16 protein-coding genes and 1 pseudogene are annotated in these 17,961 nt (G+C 42.9%); 11 read left to right on the forward strand and 6 right to left on the reverse strand.

Translation table 11 applies throughout. The annotated features are described in order from the left end of the window. Positions 1–380: 380 nt before the first annotated feature. From dgoD to AE2B122_RS15370, 4 genes are read right to left on the reverse strand one after another with little or no spacing between them, the layout of a single operon-like run. A complete protein-coding gene (dgoD, locus tag AE2B122_RS15355; RefSeq protein ID WP_175074617.1) occupies positions 381–1,532 on the reverse strand; it encodes a galactonate dehydratase in 1,152 nt (383 codons plus the stop codon). A gap of 14 nt (positions 1,533–1,546) precedes the next feature. Further along, positions 1,547–2,185, reverse strand: a complete 639-nt coding sequence (locus tag AE2B122_RS15360) for a bifunctional 4-hydroxy-2-oxoglutarate aldolase/2-dehydro-3-deoxy-phosphogluconate aldolase (protein ID WP_095218375.1) — start codon at positions 2,183–2,185, stop codon at positions 1,547–1,549. A gap of 22 nt (positions 2,186–2,207) precedes the next feature. Then, complete coding sequence (locus AE2B122_RS15365) at positions 2,208–3,161, reverse strand: sugar kinase (protein WP_175074618.1); 954 nt, start codon at positions 3,159–3,161, stop codon at positions 2,208–2,210. Between the two features lie 13 nt (positions 3,162–3,174). After that, positions 3,175–3,930: an IclR family transcriptional regulator gene (locus AE2B122_RS15370; protein ID WP_095218373.1), complete on the reverse strand. Its 756-nt coding sequence runs from the start codon at positions 3,928–3,930 to the stop codon at positions 3,175–3,177. 220 nt (positions 3,931–4,150) lie between these two features. Between AE2B122_RS15370 and AE2B122_RS15375 the strand changes: the two genes are divergently transcribed. Continuing rightward, positions 4,151–5,497, forward strand: coding sequence for a GntP family permease (locus AE2B122_RS15375; RefSeq protein WP_095268550.1), 1,347 nt, complete (start codon positions 4,151–4,153; stop codon positions 5,495–5,497). Between the two features lie 51 nt (positions 5,498–5,548). Here AE2B122_RS15375 and AE2B122_RS15380 read toward each other — a convergent pair whose 3' ends face one another. Further along, a complete protein-coding gene (locus AE2B122_RS15380; protein WP_175074619.1) occupies positions 5,549–6,616 on the reverse strand; it encodes a nitric oxide synthase oxygenase in 1,068 nt (355 codons plus the stop codon). 139 nt (positions 6,617–6,755) lie between these two features. Here AE2B122_RS15380 and AE2B122_RS15385 point away from each other — a divergent pair, with 139 nt between their 5' ends. The 9 genes from AE2B122_RS15385 (at position 6,756) to AE2B122_RS15425 (ending at position 16,452) form a co-directional block, all read left to right on the forward strand. Next, complete coding sequence (locus AE2B122_RS15385; protein ID WP_175074620.1) at positions 6,756–7,820, forward strand: methyl-accepting chemotaxis protein; 1,065 nt, start codon at positions 6,756–6,758, stop codon at positions 7,818–7,820. A 233-nt stretch (positions 7,821–8,053) separates the two neighbouring features. Continuing rightward, positions 8,054–9,238, forward strand: a complete 1,185-nt coding sequence (locus tag AE2B122_RS15390; RefSeq protein WP_175074621.1) for an MFS transporter — start codon at positions 8,054–8,056, stop codon at positions 9,236–9,238. Positions 9,239–9,299: 61 nt separating this feature from the next. Beyond that, a complete protein-coding gene (locus AE2B122_RS15395; RefSeq protein ID WP_175074622.1) occupies positions 9,300–9,860 on the forward strand; it encodes a GNAT family N-acetyltransferase in 561 nt (186 codons plus the stop codon). A 362-nt stretch (positions 9,861–10,222) separates the two neighbouring features. After that, positions 10,223–11,248: a cytochrome aa3 quinol oxidase subunit II gene (qoxA, locus tag AE2B122_RS15400; RefSeq protein WP_095268554.1), complete on the forward strand. Its 1,026-nt coding sequence runs from the start codon at positions 10,223–10,225 to the stop codon at positions 11,246–11,248. Positions 11,249–11,268: 20 nt separating this feature from the next. Next, a complete protein-coding gene (gene qoxB / locus AE2B122_RS15405) occupies positions 11,269–13,218 on the forward strand; it encodes a cytochrome aa3 quinol oxidase subunit I (RefSeq protein ID WP_038564832.1) in 1,950 nt (649 codons plus the stop codon). Between the two features lie 16 nt (positions 13,219–13,234). Continuing rightward, positions 13,235–13,846: a cytochrome aa3 quinol oxidase subunit III gene (qoxC, locus tag AE2B122_RS15410; RefSeq protein ID WP_095218366.1), complete on the forward strand. Its 612-nt coding sequence runs from the start codon at positions 13,235–13,237 to the stop codon at positions 13,844–13,846. Position 13,847: 1 nt separating this feature from the next. After that, positions 13,848–14,168 (forward strand): cytochrome aa3 quinol oxidase subunit IV, encoded by a 321-nt coding sequence (gene qoxD, locus AE2B122_RS15415; RefSeq protein ID WP_038564835.1) that lies wholly within the window; start codon positions 13,848–13,850, stop codon positions 14,166–14,168. An 86-nt stretch (positions 14,169–14,254) separates the two neighbouring features. Continuing rightward, entirely contained in the window at positions 14,255–15,394 is a 1,140-nt protein-coding gene (locus tag AE2B122_RS15420; protein WP_254593526.1) for an acyl-CoA dehydrogenase family protein, read from the forward strand. Between the two features lie 71 nt (positions 15,395–15,465). After that, positions 15,466–16,452, forward strand: coding sequence for a ketoacyl-ACP synthase III (locus AE2B122_RS15425; protein ID WP_095218364.1), 987 nt, complete (start codon positions 15,466–15,468; stop codon positions 16,450–16,452). Positions 16,453–16,500: 48 nt separating this feature from the next. Here the strand turns inward: AE2B122_RS15425 and AE2B122_RS15430 are convergent, their stop codons facing one another. Beyond that, positions 16,501–16,944: a DUF2512 family protein gene (locus tag AE2B122_RS15430; RefSeq protein ID WP_175074623.1), complete on the reverse strand. Its 444-nt coding sequence runs from the start codon at positions 16,942–16,944 to the stop codon at positions 16,501–16,503. A 130-nt stretch (positions 16,945–17,074) separates the two neighbouring features. On the opposite strand from AE2B122_RS15430, the pseudogene AE2B122_RS19270 reads away from it, so the two are divergent. Continuing rightward, a pseudogene (locus AE2B122_RS19270) lies at positions 17,075–17,961 on the forward strand (SulP family inorganic anion transporter); the annotation flags it as partial.

Raw genomic sequence — 17,961 nt, forward strand, 5'->3', positions numbered from 1 at the left:
AATATCGGCAATTGGCTGTTTGAAGGTGTTTTGATCCCTGTCTCAAAAACGGGGGTCAGTCCCCATATGCATTTGTGCTTTTTTAGTAAGCACCTTCTGAGGCGGCATAGTATGTATATTATAGAAAGAAAACGATGGAAAAGAAGATGGAAGGAAATATCTTAAATCCAATGCAACCGTATAGACAGGCAATAGCTCTATGTTGCAAAGTAAGTGAGCAGGATTCTAGGTATAGGATACGGAAGGAGAAGGGAGTACTGATGCTGACATCTCTAAGGAATGATCTTAATGCTCATTAGTCGTCAGGAACTTTCTATCAAAAGAAAACCCGAATTCAAGGCACTTCGTAAATGCCTGAATTCAGGTCTATTTCACTTATTTTACCACTCGGCAATTGATCCATCCTTGTGGCGCCAAATTGGATTATGCCAATCTTCCTTTGTTGCTTCTGCCACTTTTCGAACGTGATCTTCATTAATTTCAATTCCCAGTCCTGGACCTTCAGGGATTTTGACGTATCCATCTTCATATTTAAATACATTTTTATCTGTTATATAATCCAGTAAATCGCTGCCTACATTATAATGGATTCCCAGGCTTTGTTCTTGAATAAAGGCATTGTGTGAGGTAGCGTCAACCTGTAAACAAGATGCCAACGCTATTGGACCTAAGGGACAATGCGGAGCAACAGCTACATCATATGCTTCTGCCATAGAGATTATCTTCTTGCATTCTGTGATCCCGCCTGCGTGTGAAAGGTCTGGTTGAATAATATCTACATAACCATCTTGAAGCAGTGGTTTGAACTGCCATCGGGAAAACATTCTTTCTCCCGTTGCAATTGGTGTTGAGGTATGATTTGCAATTTCTCTGAGAGCCTCGTTGTTTTCAGGGAGAACTGGCTCTTCAATGAACATTGGGCGGTAGTACTCCAATTCTTTTGCTAATGTCTTAGCCATTGGTTTGTGAACTCTGCCATGAAAGTCGATGCCGATACCGATATAAGGACCGACAGCTTCACGGACTGCTGCTACTCTTGCAAGGACTTCGTCTATTTTATCATGAGTATCTATATATTGAAGCTCTTCCGTTCCATTCATCTTCACGGCGGTAAATCCTGTATCAACGACTTCCTTTGCAGCTGCTCCAACATCTTTCGGACGGTCACCACCAATCCAGGAATATACTTTAATGGATTGGCGGCACGCTCCGCCCATTAGCTGATAAACAGGAGCGTTATAGAATTTTCCTTTAATATCCCAGAGTGCCTGATCAATCCCGGCAATCGCACTCATCAGAATCGGGCCTCCGCGATAAAAACCTGATCGGTACATCATGTTCCAATGATCCTCGATATGAGCAGGATCTTTCCCTATTAAATTTTCCATCAGCTCCTGTACGGCAGCTTTAACCGTTTCTGCTCTACCTTCAATAACAGGCTCGCCCCATCCGGTTATACCTTCATCTGTTTCAATTTTTAAAAACAACCATCTTGGCGCTAGTTTAAATAGTTCATATCCTGTAATCTTCATTCCGAAATCCTCCTCTATTTATGGACTGATTCCACTTTTGATTTGAATTCGCGTGCAGTATTGGTAAGTCTAATCAAATATTCTTCTGTGACAGACTCTTTAGAATTAACCAGCGAACTGCCAAGTCCCACTCCGGCAGCTCCTTTTTGGATATACTCTGCAATATTAGAAAGATCAACCCCGCCAGTTGGTAACAATGGTATGTGTGGAAGAGGACCATGAATGTCTTTAACAAAATCAGGGCCAAGTGAAGTAGCAGGAAAAACTTTAATAATGTCTCCGCCTTCTTCATAAGCACTAAGTATCTCTGTCGGTGTAAAAGCACCAGGTATACTAATGGCTCCGTAACGTTTCGTCATTTTTATTGTGTCTGCATTCAGGGATGGGGAAAGAATGAACTGTGCTCCTGCAATTAAAGCCGATCGTGCAGATTCAGGGTCTAGTACTGTACCTGCTCCTACTACAATCTTATCGCCTAATTCTTTACTGACTTTTTCAATAGAAACTAAAGCATTCGGTGAATTTAAAGTAATCTCTATGGCACGAACCCCTCCTGCATAAAGAGCTCTAGCAATTTGTAATGCATCTTCGGGTTCAGACCCGCGTATGATTGCAATTAGCTTATCTTCTTTGATGGTAGATAGAACATCCATATTCAGCACTCCTTTAAGTTTTTTAACGGAGAATATCCTCTTGAGGATCCTGACTCATGAATTGCTTAAGTCTTTTCTTATCGGGAAGACCTTCATAATCACCTTTTACCATTACAGCCATGGCGCCCATTGCACAGCCTCTTTTCACAGCATCGGGAATACTTTCATTGTCTATCAATCCTGATAACAGACCCGCTGCAAAGCTATCACCGGCACCAACCGGATCAACTATCTTCGGCACTTTAAAGCCTGGCACAAATCCAGTCGTTTTTCTCTGTGAATAATAGGCGCCTTTATCTCCAAGTTTAACAACAACAAGTGAAGCTCCCAATCTCAAAAATGAATCTGCGATTTGCTTGGGATCATCGGTGCCGAATAAAAAGTCTCCTTCACTTTTTCCTGGCAAAACAATATCTGCATGCTTGGCAATTTCTATTAATGCCTTCTTGGCCTCTGATTCACTCCACAGCTTTTTTCTAATATTCGGATCAAAAACAACTATAAGGTCATTCTTTTTGGCAAGCTCTATACTGTAGAAGATGGCTTCTTTTGCGGATTTGCTCAGAGCGGGAGTTATACCTGTTATAAAAAGGTACTTAACACCTGCAAAATAGCTTTCGTCTAAATCGTCAGTTGACAGCTTGCTTGCAGCTGAGTTCTCCCTGTAGTATTGGATTCTCACTTCGCCTTCACGGACAATTTCTTTAAAGAACGTGCCGGTAGGGAAAGAAGGGTCCATGCTAGTTTGACTAGTATCTACACCTTCTCCGCGTACGGCCATTAAAATCTTATGTCCAAACTCATCGTTTCCAACTTTACTGATCCAGCCGGTATTATGGCCAAGTCGTGCCAGTCCAATCAGTGTGTTTGTCTCTGCTCCAGCGATTTTGGCTGTATAGGTAGCAGCGTGTCTCATTAGACCTTCAGATTCTGGAGTGAACTGCATCATTGTTTCACCTAGTGCTATGACATCCATTTGATTTCTCCTTTCACCTTGAATCGTTATGCCCAAGGCCGGCTGAAATTCTTTTGGTTGTTTCCTTTAATCGCACTATAATATCCTGTTTCCTCGATGTCATCCTTTCTTTGGGACCCGCTACACTTACTGCTGCCATCAGCTTATTGCCAGCTCCAAATACAGGAGCTGCTAAACAGTACAGTCCTTCTTCGTTTTCCTCATCATCAATGCTGTAACCCTGAGCATAGAAGGTCTCCAGCTGTGCCTCCAACATACGGCGGTCAGTCAAAGTCTTCTCGGTGATTGGTACTAACTCAGTTCTTTCCAGAATACTGTCACGTAAGTCTGCAGGCATGAAGGCTAAAAAGGCCTTTCCAAGTCCTGTACAATATAGAGGTTTTCTAAATCCGGGTTGGGCAGTGGTGCGAATGGAACGGTTGTTATCAATCTTTGAAATATAAAATAATTCCTCATCAGATAGGACCGCCATAAAAACTGTTTCTTGTACATATTGCCCTAACTCTGTCAGATGAGGAGTTCCAATTTTCGAAAGATCCATTGATTCCATTGCACTGTTACCAATTTCAATGAGCTTAGCTCCCAATGTATACTTCTTTCCAATATCAGATGTTAGATAGCCATTATCTTCTAGTGTTTTAACAACATTGAATGTGCTGCTTTGAGGAGAACTCAGAAGACCGCTGATTTCCTTGATAGTCAATCCATTTGGATAAGAAGTAAGAAGCTCAAATATCTCCAATACTCTTTTTGCTGATTTTACTGACATGTCATCACCTGAAATTCACATATAAGATTTTGAATTACAAATATGATTCTATATGAAAACACTATCACTGGAAAAATACTCCGTCAACCTCTAATTTTCATTACTGTAAATTTTCAATTTTTTATATTGAAGCGCTTTCAATGCTGTGGTAACATGTGAACCATATTAATCTCATATAAAAATACTAATCTCATATGTGATTTAGAAGGGGTGAATTAGAATGAGTGGAAGTACTTTAATACTTATCGCGGCAGGTGGAGTTGCACTTTTGTTGTTTTTAGTAATGCGGACAAAGCTTCAAGCGTTCTTGGCGCTCATCTTGGTCAGTTATATCATTGGCTTAGTTGCGGGCTTAAGTCCTGGAGAGGTATTGGAAGCAGTACAAGCTGGAATGGGGGGGACAGTTGGAGAAATTGCCGTTATTATTGGTATCGGCGCCATGTTCGGTGAGATCCTAAAGGTATCAGGGGGAGCAGAGCGTCTTGCCCTTACCTTAATGAATAAATTTGGAGAGAAGCGGGTCAACTGGGCTTTAATGCTGACGGGTTTCATTATCTCGATTCCTGTCTTTCTGGATGTAGCATTTGTTATCCTAGTCCCAATGCTATATAGTTTAGCCCGCAAAACAAAAAAATCTTTATTATTTTATGGTATTCCGCTGCTTGCTGGTCTTGCGGTCACGCATAGCTTTGTCCCGCCGACTCCTGGCCCAATCGCTGTAGCTTCCTTACTTGGTGCCAACATTGGATGGGTTATTCTCTTTGGTTTGATTGCCGGCATTCCCGCCGCAATTATTGCCGGTCCAATTTTTGGTACGTATATATCCAAGAAAATGCATATTAAAGTTCCAGAAAATATGATTTCTGAGATGGAAGAACCTAGAGACGTAAAAGATCTGCCTAGCTTTGGCATGATTGCCGCCTTGGTCGGGCTGCCGCTCTTTCTCATCCTTCTCAATACGGTTCTTTCTGCAAGCTTGGATGAAGGAAATACTGTAAGAACTGCAATATCGTTTATTGGAGATCCAGGTGTAGCCCTAACTATTACAGCGCTTCTAACATTCTATTTACTCGGTACTCGAAGAGGTTATACAAAAGAAGAAATACAAACAATTGCGACAAAGTCTTTGGAACCAGCAGGAATTATTATACTTATCACGGGAGCAGGCGGTGTTTTTGGTCAGGTCCTAGTTGAAACTGGTGTTGGAGATGTTTTGGCAAATACAATGTCTAACTTGAATGTACCAATTATAGTCTTCGCATTCCTGATTTCTTCAGCAGTCCGAATAGCGCAGGGTTCAGCGACAGTAGCCATGATCACTACCGCAAGCTTGATTTCTCCAATCATTGATTCTTTGGGGATTGAAGGACCTATGCTGGCCTTGCTTGTTATCACAGTAGCATCAGGTGCAACCATTGCCTCACACGTTAATGACTCAGGTTTTTGGATGGTCAACAGATTCTTTGGACTGACAGAAAAAGAAACATTAAAATCCTGGACAGTGATGGAAACGATTATTGCATTTGTTGGATTTGGGGTATCACTATTAATTAGTTTCTTTATATAGAACCTTTCCGTATTGAAAAGAAAGCGCAAATCGATATGCATTTGCGCTTTTTTAGTATGCATCCTTTTGATGGAAGTAGTTCGGTTTTAAAAGTTTATTTGAATACGGCTTATGAAAAATATGAGTCGTCGCTGGTGACATTGGCGGAATAAGCCAGCTCCACATACCTGTCACATCGCGTCCTGCTTTCTCTTCCAGCTTTTCAAAATGGGCAAACTGCTTGGCAGCGGTATGATGATCAACGATTGTAATGCCTGCTTTTTGAAAAGAATGAAGCACCGCAATATTTAATTCGACCAATGCTCGATCTTTCCATAAAGTGGATGTCTTACTTTGATCCAGCCCAATTAGTTCCGCCACTTTTGAAAGCATATCGTAACGATCTTCATCTGCTAAATTTCGTGCGCCGATTTCAGTTCCCATATACCAGCCATTGAAGGGAGCAGCATTATAAACAATACCGCCGATTTCTAACTTCATATCCGAGATAATTGGAACAGCATACCAACGCAAACCTAATTCAGTAAATGCAGGATACTCCTCATGCTCAATACGAACTTCTTTCACTATGTCTGCTGGTATTTCTTGAAGCACCGGCGGCTGGTCTCTCACTTGAACGACAAGTGGCAGAATGTCATACATCGTTCCTTTGCCTTCCCATCCAAGGGATTTGCATACACTGGTGAAACGTACAGAAGCGGGATCTCCGATAATACCATGCTCTGTCTCATATCCAGCATAACGAAGTAATTGATGATTCCAAATACGAATATTATTAACCGGTGAAAAGACGGTAATCATCGGCTTTATTTTTCCAGCATTTGTTGCTTGTTCAATATGACTGAGCAGCTTCTCCAGTACTTCTTCTGCTTCTGTGGCTTCCCTTGCATCGATAACATGAAGACCGTTCCAGAACAAGCGGCCGATACAGCGGTTTGAATTTCGCCACGCCATTCTTGCGCCATGCTCCAGCTCTTCTGTCGTATGGATATATGTAGAGGTTTGAGTTATCTCATTTCCGATGTGTGACAGGCGCTGATGTATGTCTATATCTGTTTTCCCGAGCTCTCGATAGCTTTCTTGAATAAACTCTGTTGCTTCTTGTAATAGTCCTTTCATACGCAGCTACCTCCTTTTGTCAGCTTGTAGTATAGCATGTGTGAAGTTAAAAGACGTTATAAGGAAGAAAATGTAGAAAAAGGTTCATGAATGTCATATAGTAGCCGATAAAAAGTAAAGAGGGGAAAGGAGAATAATAATGAAAAAAAGCCAGGTCTTTAGTTTATTGAGTACCGGATATCTTTATGCGGGTTTGCTGTTTCTGCAAAATGAAAGGGTTTTCTTGCTGGATTGGAGGATTAATCTTTTTATTGGGCTTGTTTTGGTAGGGGGAAGTCTTACATATGTTCTGCTATATAAGAAGGAAGCAGTTGAGCCGACGGCTGAGCAACTAGTTGAAATTCCTATTTCTCAGGAGGCAGCAGTGACTGTCGAGCCTGAAGTTGAACCAGAAAGAGAGTCGGCGTTGATTAAGCTGGAACAGACAGGTGAAGCGCTGAATCAAATTGTAACCGCTTTAGAGGAAGTGACTATCGGCTCAGAGAATCAATCCCAAGCGTCGTCTGAGTTAGCTGCAACAATGCAGAAGTTCGCTGAGAATGTCATGATGGTTGCTCTAAAAGGAGAAGATGCGAAGCAGGTTGCTGTCGCAATGGATGCATTGACCAAAGAAGGTGCATCTCATATGAATGATTCCGTCAGCCATATGGAGACGATAACGAGCAAAATTACATTTTCTTATGAGAAAGTCAGAGGCCTAAATGGAAAGACAGATCAAATCAGTACATTGCTGAAGACAATTAAAGATATCGCCGAACAGACGAACCTGCTTGCACTGAATGCTGCTATCGAGGCAGCTCGGGCAGGGGACCAGGGGCGCGGGTTCGCAGTGGTGGCAGATGAAGTACGCAAGCTTTCTGATCAAGTTCGTGTTGCTGTAACGGATATAACAGGTGTTTTCCAAGCTATCCAGACAGAATCAAAGGAAGCTGTCGAAGCTCTTGGTGCAGGTCAAGAGGCAGTTGTTGCTGGATCAGATAAAATCTCTACTACACAAAACACGTTTGAACAGCTGCATGCAGAGATTACCATAACCAGTAATCAAATCGAGGCGATTGCTGTAGCTATGTATGAAGTTCTCGATAACACTCGCGGTGTAACGGACAGTATCAATAGCATTGTTTCTGTCGCGGAACAGAATGCAGCGAGTATGCAAGAAGTGACTGCCATTACACAGGATATTCAGCAAAACTTCAAGAATTAATTATAAAGCGGCCAGCAGGTCGCTTTTTCTTATACCAAACTTGAATATCCTTCTAGTATTAAATGCTATTTAACTTTGAAGATTTACCCCTCTTCCACACAATTAAAACCTGTTAAATTGTTTGGATGCGCTTCCTATAATTTTTTTATTAATCGACCTGGTTATGGTTTGAATAGATGGCTTTTCTGTTGTATCGTTAGCGGATGTTATGTCAGATAAAAGGAGGAGTTACCATGTCTCTAGCAGGCAGACAATTTAAACCAACGACAGTGATTGCAGTCTTGATGATCTGTGCTTTTTCCATTGGAACGACGGAATATGTCGTCACTGGCGTACTTACTCATATCGCGTCAGATCTCGGTGTGACGATTGCATCCGCGGGTCTTGTTGTCAGCATGTATGCACTTGGAGTGGCGATATTCGGTCCGCTTATGACAACGTTATCTGTCAAATTGCCGAGGAAGCCGATGCTGCTTCTGTTTATGCTGCTCTTCATCATCAGTAATATTATTAGTGCGACAGCACCAAGTTTTACAGTGCTGCTTGTTTCACGCGTCGCTTCCGCGTTCATGCATGGTCCTTTTTTTGCGCTCGCTTTTGTCATGGCAAGTGATCTCGTGGAACCACGCAAACGGGTACAGGCAATTGCAGCCGTCAATGGGGGGCTCACAATTGCCATTATGATTGGCGTTCCGTTTGGAGCCTATCTAGGCTCACTGATTGAATGGCGTCTCGTATTTTGGCTGATTGCAGTTCTTGGAGTGATAGGCCTAATTGGGCTGTTTATTTTTGCACCGAATACAAAGCCGGCAGAAACACCGCGTATCAAGCAGGAGCTTAGTGTATTCAAACATAAGCAGGTGCTTTTGACGATAGCTATTATCATCTTTGGCTACTCAGGTGTATTCACTGCATACACCTTCATTGAACCGCTGCTGCGCTCAGTTACGGGCTTTGGAGGCGTCGGTATCATGATTAGTCTCTTCTTCTTCGGATTGGGGAGTGTAATTGGTAACTTTTCAACGCCGCGATTAGCTGCGGGCAATGTGACTAAAACACTCATCTATGTATTTGCAACGCTGACTGTAATTCTTTTATTGTTCCCGTTGGCAACACCATATGCTATTACTGCTGTCTTCATTATAGGACTGTTCGGTGCAGGTGCATTCGGTACAACACCACTATTGCAGTCGAAAATAGTTATGGCAGCAAAAGAAGGCCCGACAATCGCGGCAGCAGCGAGTGTTTCAGCGTTTAATCTGGCGAATGCTGGTGGTGCTTATATAGGCGGACTTGTACTGGATGCAAATCTGGGCTATACATGGCTTTCTGTTATCGGAGCCGGTATTTCTATCATTGGGATTATATTATCCGCTATATCTTATAGAGAAGAGAAGAAGCACCCAGAAGTGGCTTGATTTGTATTGCAAGCCCCAATATCTTCCTTCATACTAGAATAAAATTCTAGGAGGGGAAGAGATGAATCCGATATTGAGAGATTTCAAGACTACTATTGAAACGGAGCGCCTTATTATCAGGCAGCCCAAAATAGGCGATGGAAAAGCAGTAAATGATGCAATCAAAGCTTCCATGCCAGAATTGAAGCACTGGATGCCATTTGCACAGGAATTGCCCACTCCGGAAGATTCAGAAGAAAATATCCGGCAGTCGGTTGCGAATTGGATCAAACGGACCAACCTGCGCATGCTGATTTTCCGTAGGGATACTGGAGAGTTCATTGCATCCAGCGGTTTCCACGCAATAGATTGGGATGTTCCGAAAGTCGAAATCGGATATTGGATGGATACTCGCCATACCGGCCAGGGATTCATGACGGAAGCTGTCGAGGCACAGACGGAGTATGCTTTTACTGAGCTTGGTGTCAGGCGGGTTCAGATACTTTGCGACGAGGAAAACAGTGCAAGCCGGGCTGTTCCCGAACGGCTCGGCTACAAGCTGGAAGGAATTCATTATTCTGACAGCCTTCATGTAGATGGAAAGACCGTTCGTAACACGGTGTATTACAGTAAGACCAGATAATGGGTGGTAAACCATAAGATATTGTAGTTTTACATAAAACGTTCAAATTTTGTTCACTACTTATTCTTATTCTCTCTTTTTGACGGTGTTAGAATGAAAAATGAACTGTTTACTTACCAGGCAAGTCTGGTCTTTTTGGCTGCTTTGTATTACACTAGTTTCTGGATTGTTGTCAGACACTGTCTATTAGACAGTGGGATAGTGTGTTTCTAGCTGAGATTTTTCACTCCTGCGGGAAATGTGAAGCCTCATTGTGAAATACTTATCAAAACCCTATTATAGCGGATATGGTTGTTTTCCTATGCAGAGGGATAACAAGCGTTTTCGTGAATTCAGGTAAAGAAAGGAAGGGAAGCAGGCGCATGCTTAAAAAATTGAAACCCTTAAGTCTTCTATTGTTCCTTGCCCTGCCGCTAATGCTCGCCGGCTGTTCTACACCGGAAGTGCTTGATCCGAAAGGACCAGTGGCAAGTCAGCAGAGTGACCTTATTATTCTATCAATCATCTTTATGCTTACAATCGTTGCGGTTGTATTCGTACTTTTGACGATTATCCTTGTCAAGTACAGAGAAAGAAAGGATCACGACAAGTACAGCCCTGAACTACACGGCAGCATGCTGCTTGAGACAATCTGGACGATCATCCCGATTATCATCGTAGTCATTTTGGCTGTTCCAACTGTCAGAACGATCTATTCATTGGAGGAAGCGCCTCAGCCGAAAACGGCAGAAGCAGCGAATGAAGATCCTCTAGTAGTACATGCAACATCCATCAACTGGAAATGGGTATTTACTTATCCAGATGAAGACATCGAAACAGTGAACTATCTGCACATTCCGATTCACCGTCCGGTGGAATTCAAATTGACATCTGCTGATTCCATGGCTGCTCTATGGATACCAAGCCTAGGCGGTCAGAAATATAACATGGCAGGCATGCAGACAACTCTTTATCTGCAAGCAGACCACGTTGGCACGTACGATGGACGAAACGCTAACTTCACAGGTGAAGGCTTCAATGAACAACGATTCAAAGTCTACGCTGATGAAGAAGCTGATTACCAACAGTGGGTGGAAGACGTACAAAACTCCGCTCCAGAACTGACACAATACGAGTATGACAATCTTCTGATTCCTGGTGTTTATGACGACGGAACAGCTGAATTCAATGGTACGCACTTGCAATGGATCGACCATTCAAAAAATGCAGACTACACATTGGAAGCATGGGATCGCCTAGGCTATGAGCCGAAGAATCCACATGCGAAAGACAAATCTCAAAATCTCTTGCCTGAAGACGAAATTCCGTACTATCAGCAAGACAATACTGTAGACAACTCGGATGAAGACATGGACTCTGAAGAACATGCACATGCGGGTCATGAGTAACAGAGAGAGGGGGAAGAGTTTTGGACTTAAAATGGAATGAGTTTATCATTACCGGCGATCCATTGATTCTGGGCGCACAGATCAGCATCTTGCTCGGTGGAATCGCCGTTGTAGCTGCCCTTACTTACTTTAAAAAATGGAGCTGGCTATGGAAAGAATGGCTGACTTCTGTTGACCATAAGAAACTGGGTATCATGTATATCCTTAGTGCTCTTTTAATGCTTTTCCGCGGCGGTATCGATGGTTTGATGATCCGTACGCAGCTTGCGAAGCCAGGTATGGAATTCTTGGATCCGCAGCACTATAACGAGGTATTCTCGACACACGGTGTTATCATGATTCTTTTCATGGCGATGCCATTCTTAATCGGTTTGATCAACTATATTGTACCGTTGCAAATCGGTGCACGTGACGTTGCATTCCCGTATTTGAACAACTTGAGCTTCTGGACATTCTTTGTCGGTATGGCTCTATTCAACATCTCCTTCATCATCGGTGGTTCACCTGATGCCGGTTGGACTGGTTATACGCCGCTTGCGACGAATGAGTTTAGCCCAGGCCCTGGTCAGAACTATTACTTGCTAGCAATTCAGATTGCTGGTATCGGTACATTGATGACAGGTATCAACTTCTTCGTTACCATCCTTAAGATGCGTACGAAAGGTATGACACTAATGAAAATGTCCATGTTCACATGGACATCATTGATCACAATGCTGATCATCATCTTTGCATTCCCAGTGCTTACAGTTGCACTTGCTATGCAGACATTTGACCGTTTATTCGGTTCCGTACTCTTCACCTTGCAAGGTGATGGTAACCCGATGCTTTGGGTCAACCTATTCTGGGTATGGGGTCACCCTGAAGTATATATCGTTATTCTTCCTGCGTTCGGGATCTTCTCTGAGATCATCTCGACATTTGCAAGAAAACAGCTATTCGCTTACAAAGCGATGGTTGTGTCCATTGTGACGATTTCTGTATTGAGCTTCCTTGTATGGGTTCACCACTTCTTCACAATGGGTAATAGCGCTGAAGCAAATAGTTTCTTCTCTATTACAACAATGGCTATCTCGATCCCGACCGGGGTTAAGATATTCAACTGGTTATTCACGATGTATCGAGGCCGTATTACCTTTACGACTCCGATGCTATGGTCCCTTGCCTTCATCCCGAACTTCGTTATCGGTGGGGTAACAGGGGTAATGCTTGCGATGGCAGCAGCTGACTATCAGTATCACAATACGTACTTCCTAGTATCTCACTTCCACTATGTGCTGATCTCGGGTACTGTATTTGCTTGTTTCGCAGGTTTGATTTACTGGTATCCGAAAATGTTCGGACATAAATTGAACGAAAAAATCGGTAAATGGGCATTCTGGATTTTCGTTATCGGCTTCAACGTATGTTTCTTCCCGCAGTATTTCCTAGGGTTGGACGGTATGCCAAGACGTATTTCCACTTATTTGCCAGAAGATGGTTGGACAGGATTGAACATGATCTCCACAATCGGTGCGTTCATGATGGGTCTTGCATTCCTTATCTTCGTATATAACATTTACTATAGCTGGAGATATTCACCAAGAGAGAAAACTGGTGACGCATGGGGTCTTGGACGTAACTTGGAATGGGCGACAACATCGTCTATCCCACCGCATTACAACTTCGCTGTCCTTCCTGAAGTGACAGGTCTTGATCCTTACTGGGATATGAAGGAAAAAGGTCTTGATCAACAGAAGAACACGGATTATAAACCGATTCACATGCCTAGCAACTCTTCTACACCGGCAATCATGTCTGCATTGATGGGTATGGCTGCATTCGGGCTTGTATTCCAATGGTACTGGGTTGGAATCGTAGGTGCTGTCGGTATCTTCATCACAATGATTGTACGTTCATTCGATTACAATGATGGTTACTATGTCAGCGTGGAAGAAATAAAAGAAACAGAAGCGAAAGCGAATAAATAAAGGAGGTTGTGAAGAAATGGCACATGATCACAATGTGAACCCCAACGCTCCATTGGAATACCAATCAGAAGCCGGCCGATTGAACATCACCGGTTTCTGGACCTTCCTTGGTGCAGAGATCGCTTTGTTCTCGACACTATTCGCGTCTTATTTCGCGTTACAATCACGTGTAGGCGACGGACCAACATCGATCGAGATGTTCGAAGCTGGCCTAGTCATGATTATGACAATGCTGCTTCTTACAAGTAGCTTCACTTGCGGACTCGCGATTCACGAAATGCGTGCGAACAATGTAAAAGGCGTTATTGGCTGGATGATCATTACACTCATCCTAGGTGCAGGATTCATCGGATATGAGCTATATGAATTCGTACATTATGTACATGAAGGTGTTACACTAGGAACTAGTGCACACTGGTCTATGTTCTTTATCTTGCTTGGTACGCACGGTTTACACGTATCAATCGGTATTGGCTGGATCATTCTTCTTTTGATCCAACTTGCAAGAAGAGGACTTACACCAAAAACGGCTTCAAAAGTCTTTATCTCTAGTCTCTATTGGCACTTCTTAGATGTTGTGTGGATCTTTATCTTCACATGCGTTTACTTGATGGGGATGGTGAATTAATATGAGTCAACAAACGAAAAAAGGACATTTCCCTTGGAAGCATATCATCGGATTCTTGATCTCAATCGCGTTGACACTTGTAGCCTTTGCAACAGCGCTATGGACAGACTGGTCATCAACAACGATTTTCATCATTATTTTGATTTTCGCTGTGATTCAGGCTGCCTTGCAGCTCGTTATGTTCATGCATATGACTGAAGGAGAAGACGGCGGTTTAATTTCCGGGAACACACTTTTCGGATTCTTCATCGCTATCGTCATCATTGTCGGCACATACTGGCTGATGACTTCTGGTCACATGCACATGGGTATGAGTATGTAACACATAAAACCCGCTCTTTGAGCGGGTTTTTTTGTATTCTTTTCTTCTTTTCACTAAAATAGAGAAGATAGATGAGGAGGTTCGGTATGATTATTGCTAATGAAGAACATATACTTACTAAAGCGAAACAAGTAGCCGAGGTGGCAAAAAAATATAAACAAATAGGTGATGAACAGGCACAGCTGGCGCCACAAGTGGTGGAGGCTTTCCGTACAGCAGCTTATACTTTGCTGACTGTACCGAAAGCACAAGGAGGAGATGGAGCGAATCTTCATGATTTCCTATTGGCTCAGGAGGCAGTTGCCACTGGTGATGGAGCTGCGGCACTTTCCATAGGGTGGCACTTGAGTACGATGCAGGACTTATGCGAAAGTGCGGATTGGCCAAAGGATATATTTAAAAAGTTTTTGGAAGAGGTAGTCCAAGAGCGTAAGATCGTCAATCGTGCGGCATCTGAGCCGAAAACGGGAAGTCCTACAAGAGGCGGTCTGCCTGAAACAAAAGCTATGCGGGACGGAAATGATTATATACTTTCTGGACGTAAGACGTTTACATCTATGGCAGCTGATCTGGACTATTATCTAGTTACAGCATATGTAGAAGAAGAGGATGCTGTCGGAAGCTTTTTAATTGCCAGGGAAATAAATGGTGTACGTGTCGAAAAAACTTGGAATCCAATGGGGATGCGCGCAACTGGCAGTGAAGATTTAATTCTGGAACAGGTAAGAGTACCAGCAAATTGTTACGTGGAAAGAGCTAGGAAGAAATCTGGACCGAAGGGATCGTTGCTTCATATTCCTGCTTGTTACTTAGGCATTGCTAAAAGTGCACGTGATGAAGCTGTATCATTTGCTAAAGAGTTTCAGCCAAACACATTGGATAAACCAATTATCAGTGTGCCACACATCCGCGAGAAAATCGGTGAAATGGACTTGGAGCTGATGCAAGCTCGACATTTTATGTATCATGTTGCCAGCTTGTGGGATAGCTATCCTGAGAAGCGGCATATGATGGGGCCGGAGCTTGCAGCAGTAAAAGTAAATGCAACAAAAGCTGCTGTTAAGGTTGTCGACTTGGCAATGCGGATTGCTGGCGGCAGAGGACTTTCCAAGACTCAACCCTTTGAACAGCATTATCGCGACGTACGTGCTGGCTTGCATAACCCCCCAATGGATGATGCAGTTTTAGAGCTTCTGGCTTCTCATGCCGAGAAAAAAGATAATTAAATTACTCTTTTTAGTACCAGGTATTAAAACTAGATGGTATAATGGAGGCAGATGTGAAGGAGGCAGATAATATGGAATCCAAAGCACGTATAACAGCAATTGGAACATATATCCCGGAAAAGGTGTTGACCAATGCAGATTTTGAAAAAATGGTCGATACTTCCGATGAATGGATTGTGCAGCGTACAGGTATTAAAGAAAGAAGAATTGCTGCTGAAGATGAATACGTAACAGATCTGTGTGAAAATGCTGCAAGAAATCTTGCGAAGAATTTCAACAAGTCACTGGATGATGTGGACTTGATTCTTGTTGCTACGGTGACAGGTGAATACAAATTCCCTAGTGTATCCAGTCAGATTCAAGCAAGACTAGGATTGAAAAACACAGGTGCTATCGATTTGGGCGGTGCATGTGCTGGCTTTGTTTACGGTCTGCATATGGCAAACGGGTTGGTTTCATCTGGTTTGCATAAGAAAGTGCTTGTATTGGGCGGAGAAACATTGTCCAAAATCACGGACTATACGGATCGTACAAGCTGTATTCTATTTGGTGACGGTGCAGGAGCTGCATTAGTAGAGTACGATGCTGAAAATCCGGGCTTCTTTGGTTTCCATATGGGAACGAAAGGAGAGGGCGGCCGTCATCTCTATCAAACAGGATTGTCCACTAAATTAAACGGCGAAGAGCTAACTAACCCAGGGAAATTGGTTCAAAACGGACGTGAAGTGTATAAATGGGCTGTTTCTGGTGTGCCAAAGGGTGTAAAGAAACTAGTTGAAGAAGCAAATATGACACTGGATGATATTGATTGGTTCATCCCGCACAGTGCCAATATGCGGATGGTAGAATCTATCTGTGATCGTCTGGACTATCCAGTCGAGAAAACACTGACAAGTATGGCATACGCAGGTAATACGTCTTCAGCGACAATTCCATTGGCATTTGATTTCGCTTTACAGGAAGAAAAAGTCAAAGATGGCGATACAATGTTACTATACGGATTCGGCGGCGGTCTAACCGAATGTGGTATCATCATCAAATGGGATCCAAAAGCATAAAAAAGAGCCCGTGGAGTAATCTCCACGGGCTTTCTTCATGCATTGGCTTCATGAATCCTTATGTGGTCCGCGTATCGGCAGATCCCCAGCGATCTTCGCACGAAATTGATCCAGGAAGATGACATTATAATATTGGTCTTTGCCATTTCGAATCACATATTTACGTACGTAAGCATGCAAAAAAGTCCCATCCATCCAAGCGAGGATCAAGCTTGCTGGAATTGCTCCTATCAATGGATGCACGCTTCCATTAGCCGCTAAAACGATGAGCATCCAGCTGACAATAGTAAAGAATATACAATCAAGCCATCCTGTCGCCTTGTTTGTTTTACCTGGCAGCAATAGCATGTCGATCAAGTAGCTGATAACAGTCAGGACCGCTGTCAGCTGAACTACCTTGGTAAAGGATAATTGATAGATTAAACCTGCGAAGAGATAAAGGATCGCGAAGGCGAATATTCCTTTCAAAAGTATGGCTTTGACATGTTTCATCATTGTTCACCTGCTGCTTTTTTTATACAATATGTCCAGTTTCGGTAACTGGTATACACAGCTGCAACAGTTCTAAAGAATATGGTATAATAACCTGCTGTAAGTTAAGAGATAGGAGTTTATGTCGTACATGATTACAAATATAAAAGAAGCATGGTTCTCTAATGTACCGAAGGATGTTTTATCAGGTGTCTTAGTTGCTTTAGCACTTATTCCAGAAGCAATTGCTTTTTCCATTATTGCCGGTGTCGATCCGATGGTCGGATTATATGCCTCCTTCTGTATTGCGGTCGTTATCGCATTTGCAGGCGGACGTCCAGCGATGATATCAGCAGCCACTGGAGCGATGGCACTTGTGATGGGAAGTCTTGTTGCTGATCATGGATTGCAATATCTTTTCGCAACGACAATATTGACCGGAATCATCCAAATTTTCTTTGGTGTCTTCAAAGTATCAAGATTGATGATTTTTATTCCGCGGCCAGTCATGATTGGCTTTGTTAATAGTTTAGCAATTTTGATTTTTATTGCTCAACTTGTCCATTTCGAAGGTGAGTCATGGCAAATCTATGCTTTCGTGGCAGGTGCACTAGTCATTATCTATGTGCTGCCGCGTTTTGTGAAGGCTATTCCATCGCCGCTTGTTGCAATTATTATTATGACTATAATCGCGGCACTCACACATAGTTCAACCAAAACAGTAGGAGATATGGGAGAGCTAAAGCAAGCACTGCCTTCTTTCCTGATTCCGGACGTTCCGTTTAACATGGAAACATTGCAGATCATCTTTCCGTATGCTATTGCCTTAGCAATCGTAGGGCTAATGGAGACATTTCTGACTGCTCAGCTGTTGGATGAATATACAGATACAAGCAGCAATAAAAATCGTGAAGCGCGTGGTCAGGGTATTGCCAATATTGCCGCAGGCTTTTTCGGCGGGATGGCGGGCTGTGCCATGATCGGACAATCTGTAATCAATGTAAAAGCAGGCGGGCGAACACGTTTGTCCACCTTTAT

Source organism: Terribacillus sp. AE2B 122 (genome assembly GCF_902497585.1).
Classification (GTDB): domain Bacteria; phylum Bacillota; class Bacilli; order Bacillales; family Amphibacillaceae; genus Terribacillus; species Terribacillus saccharophilus_A.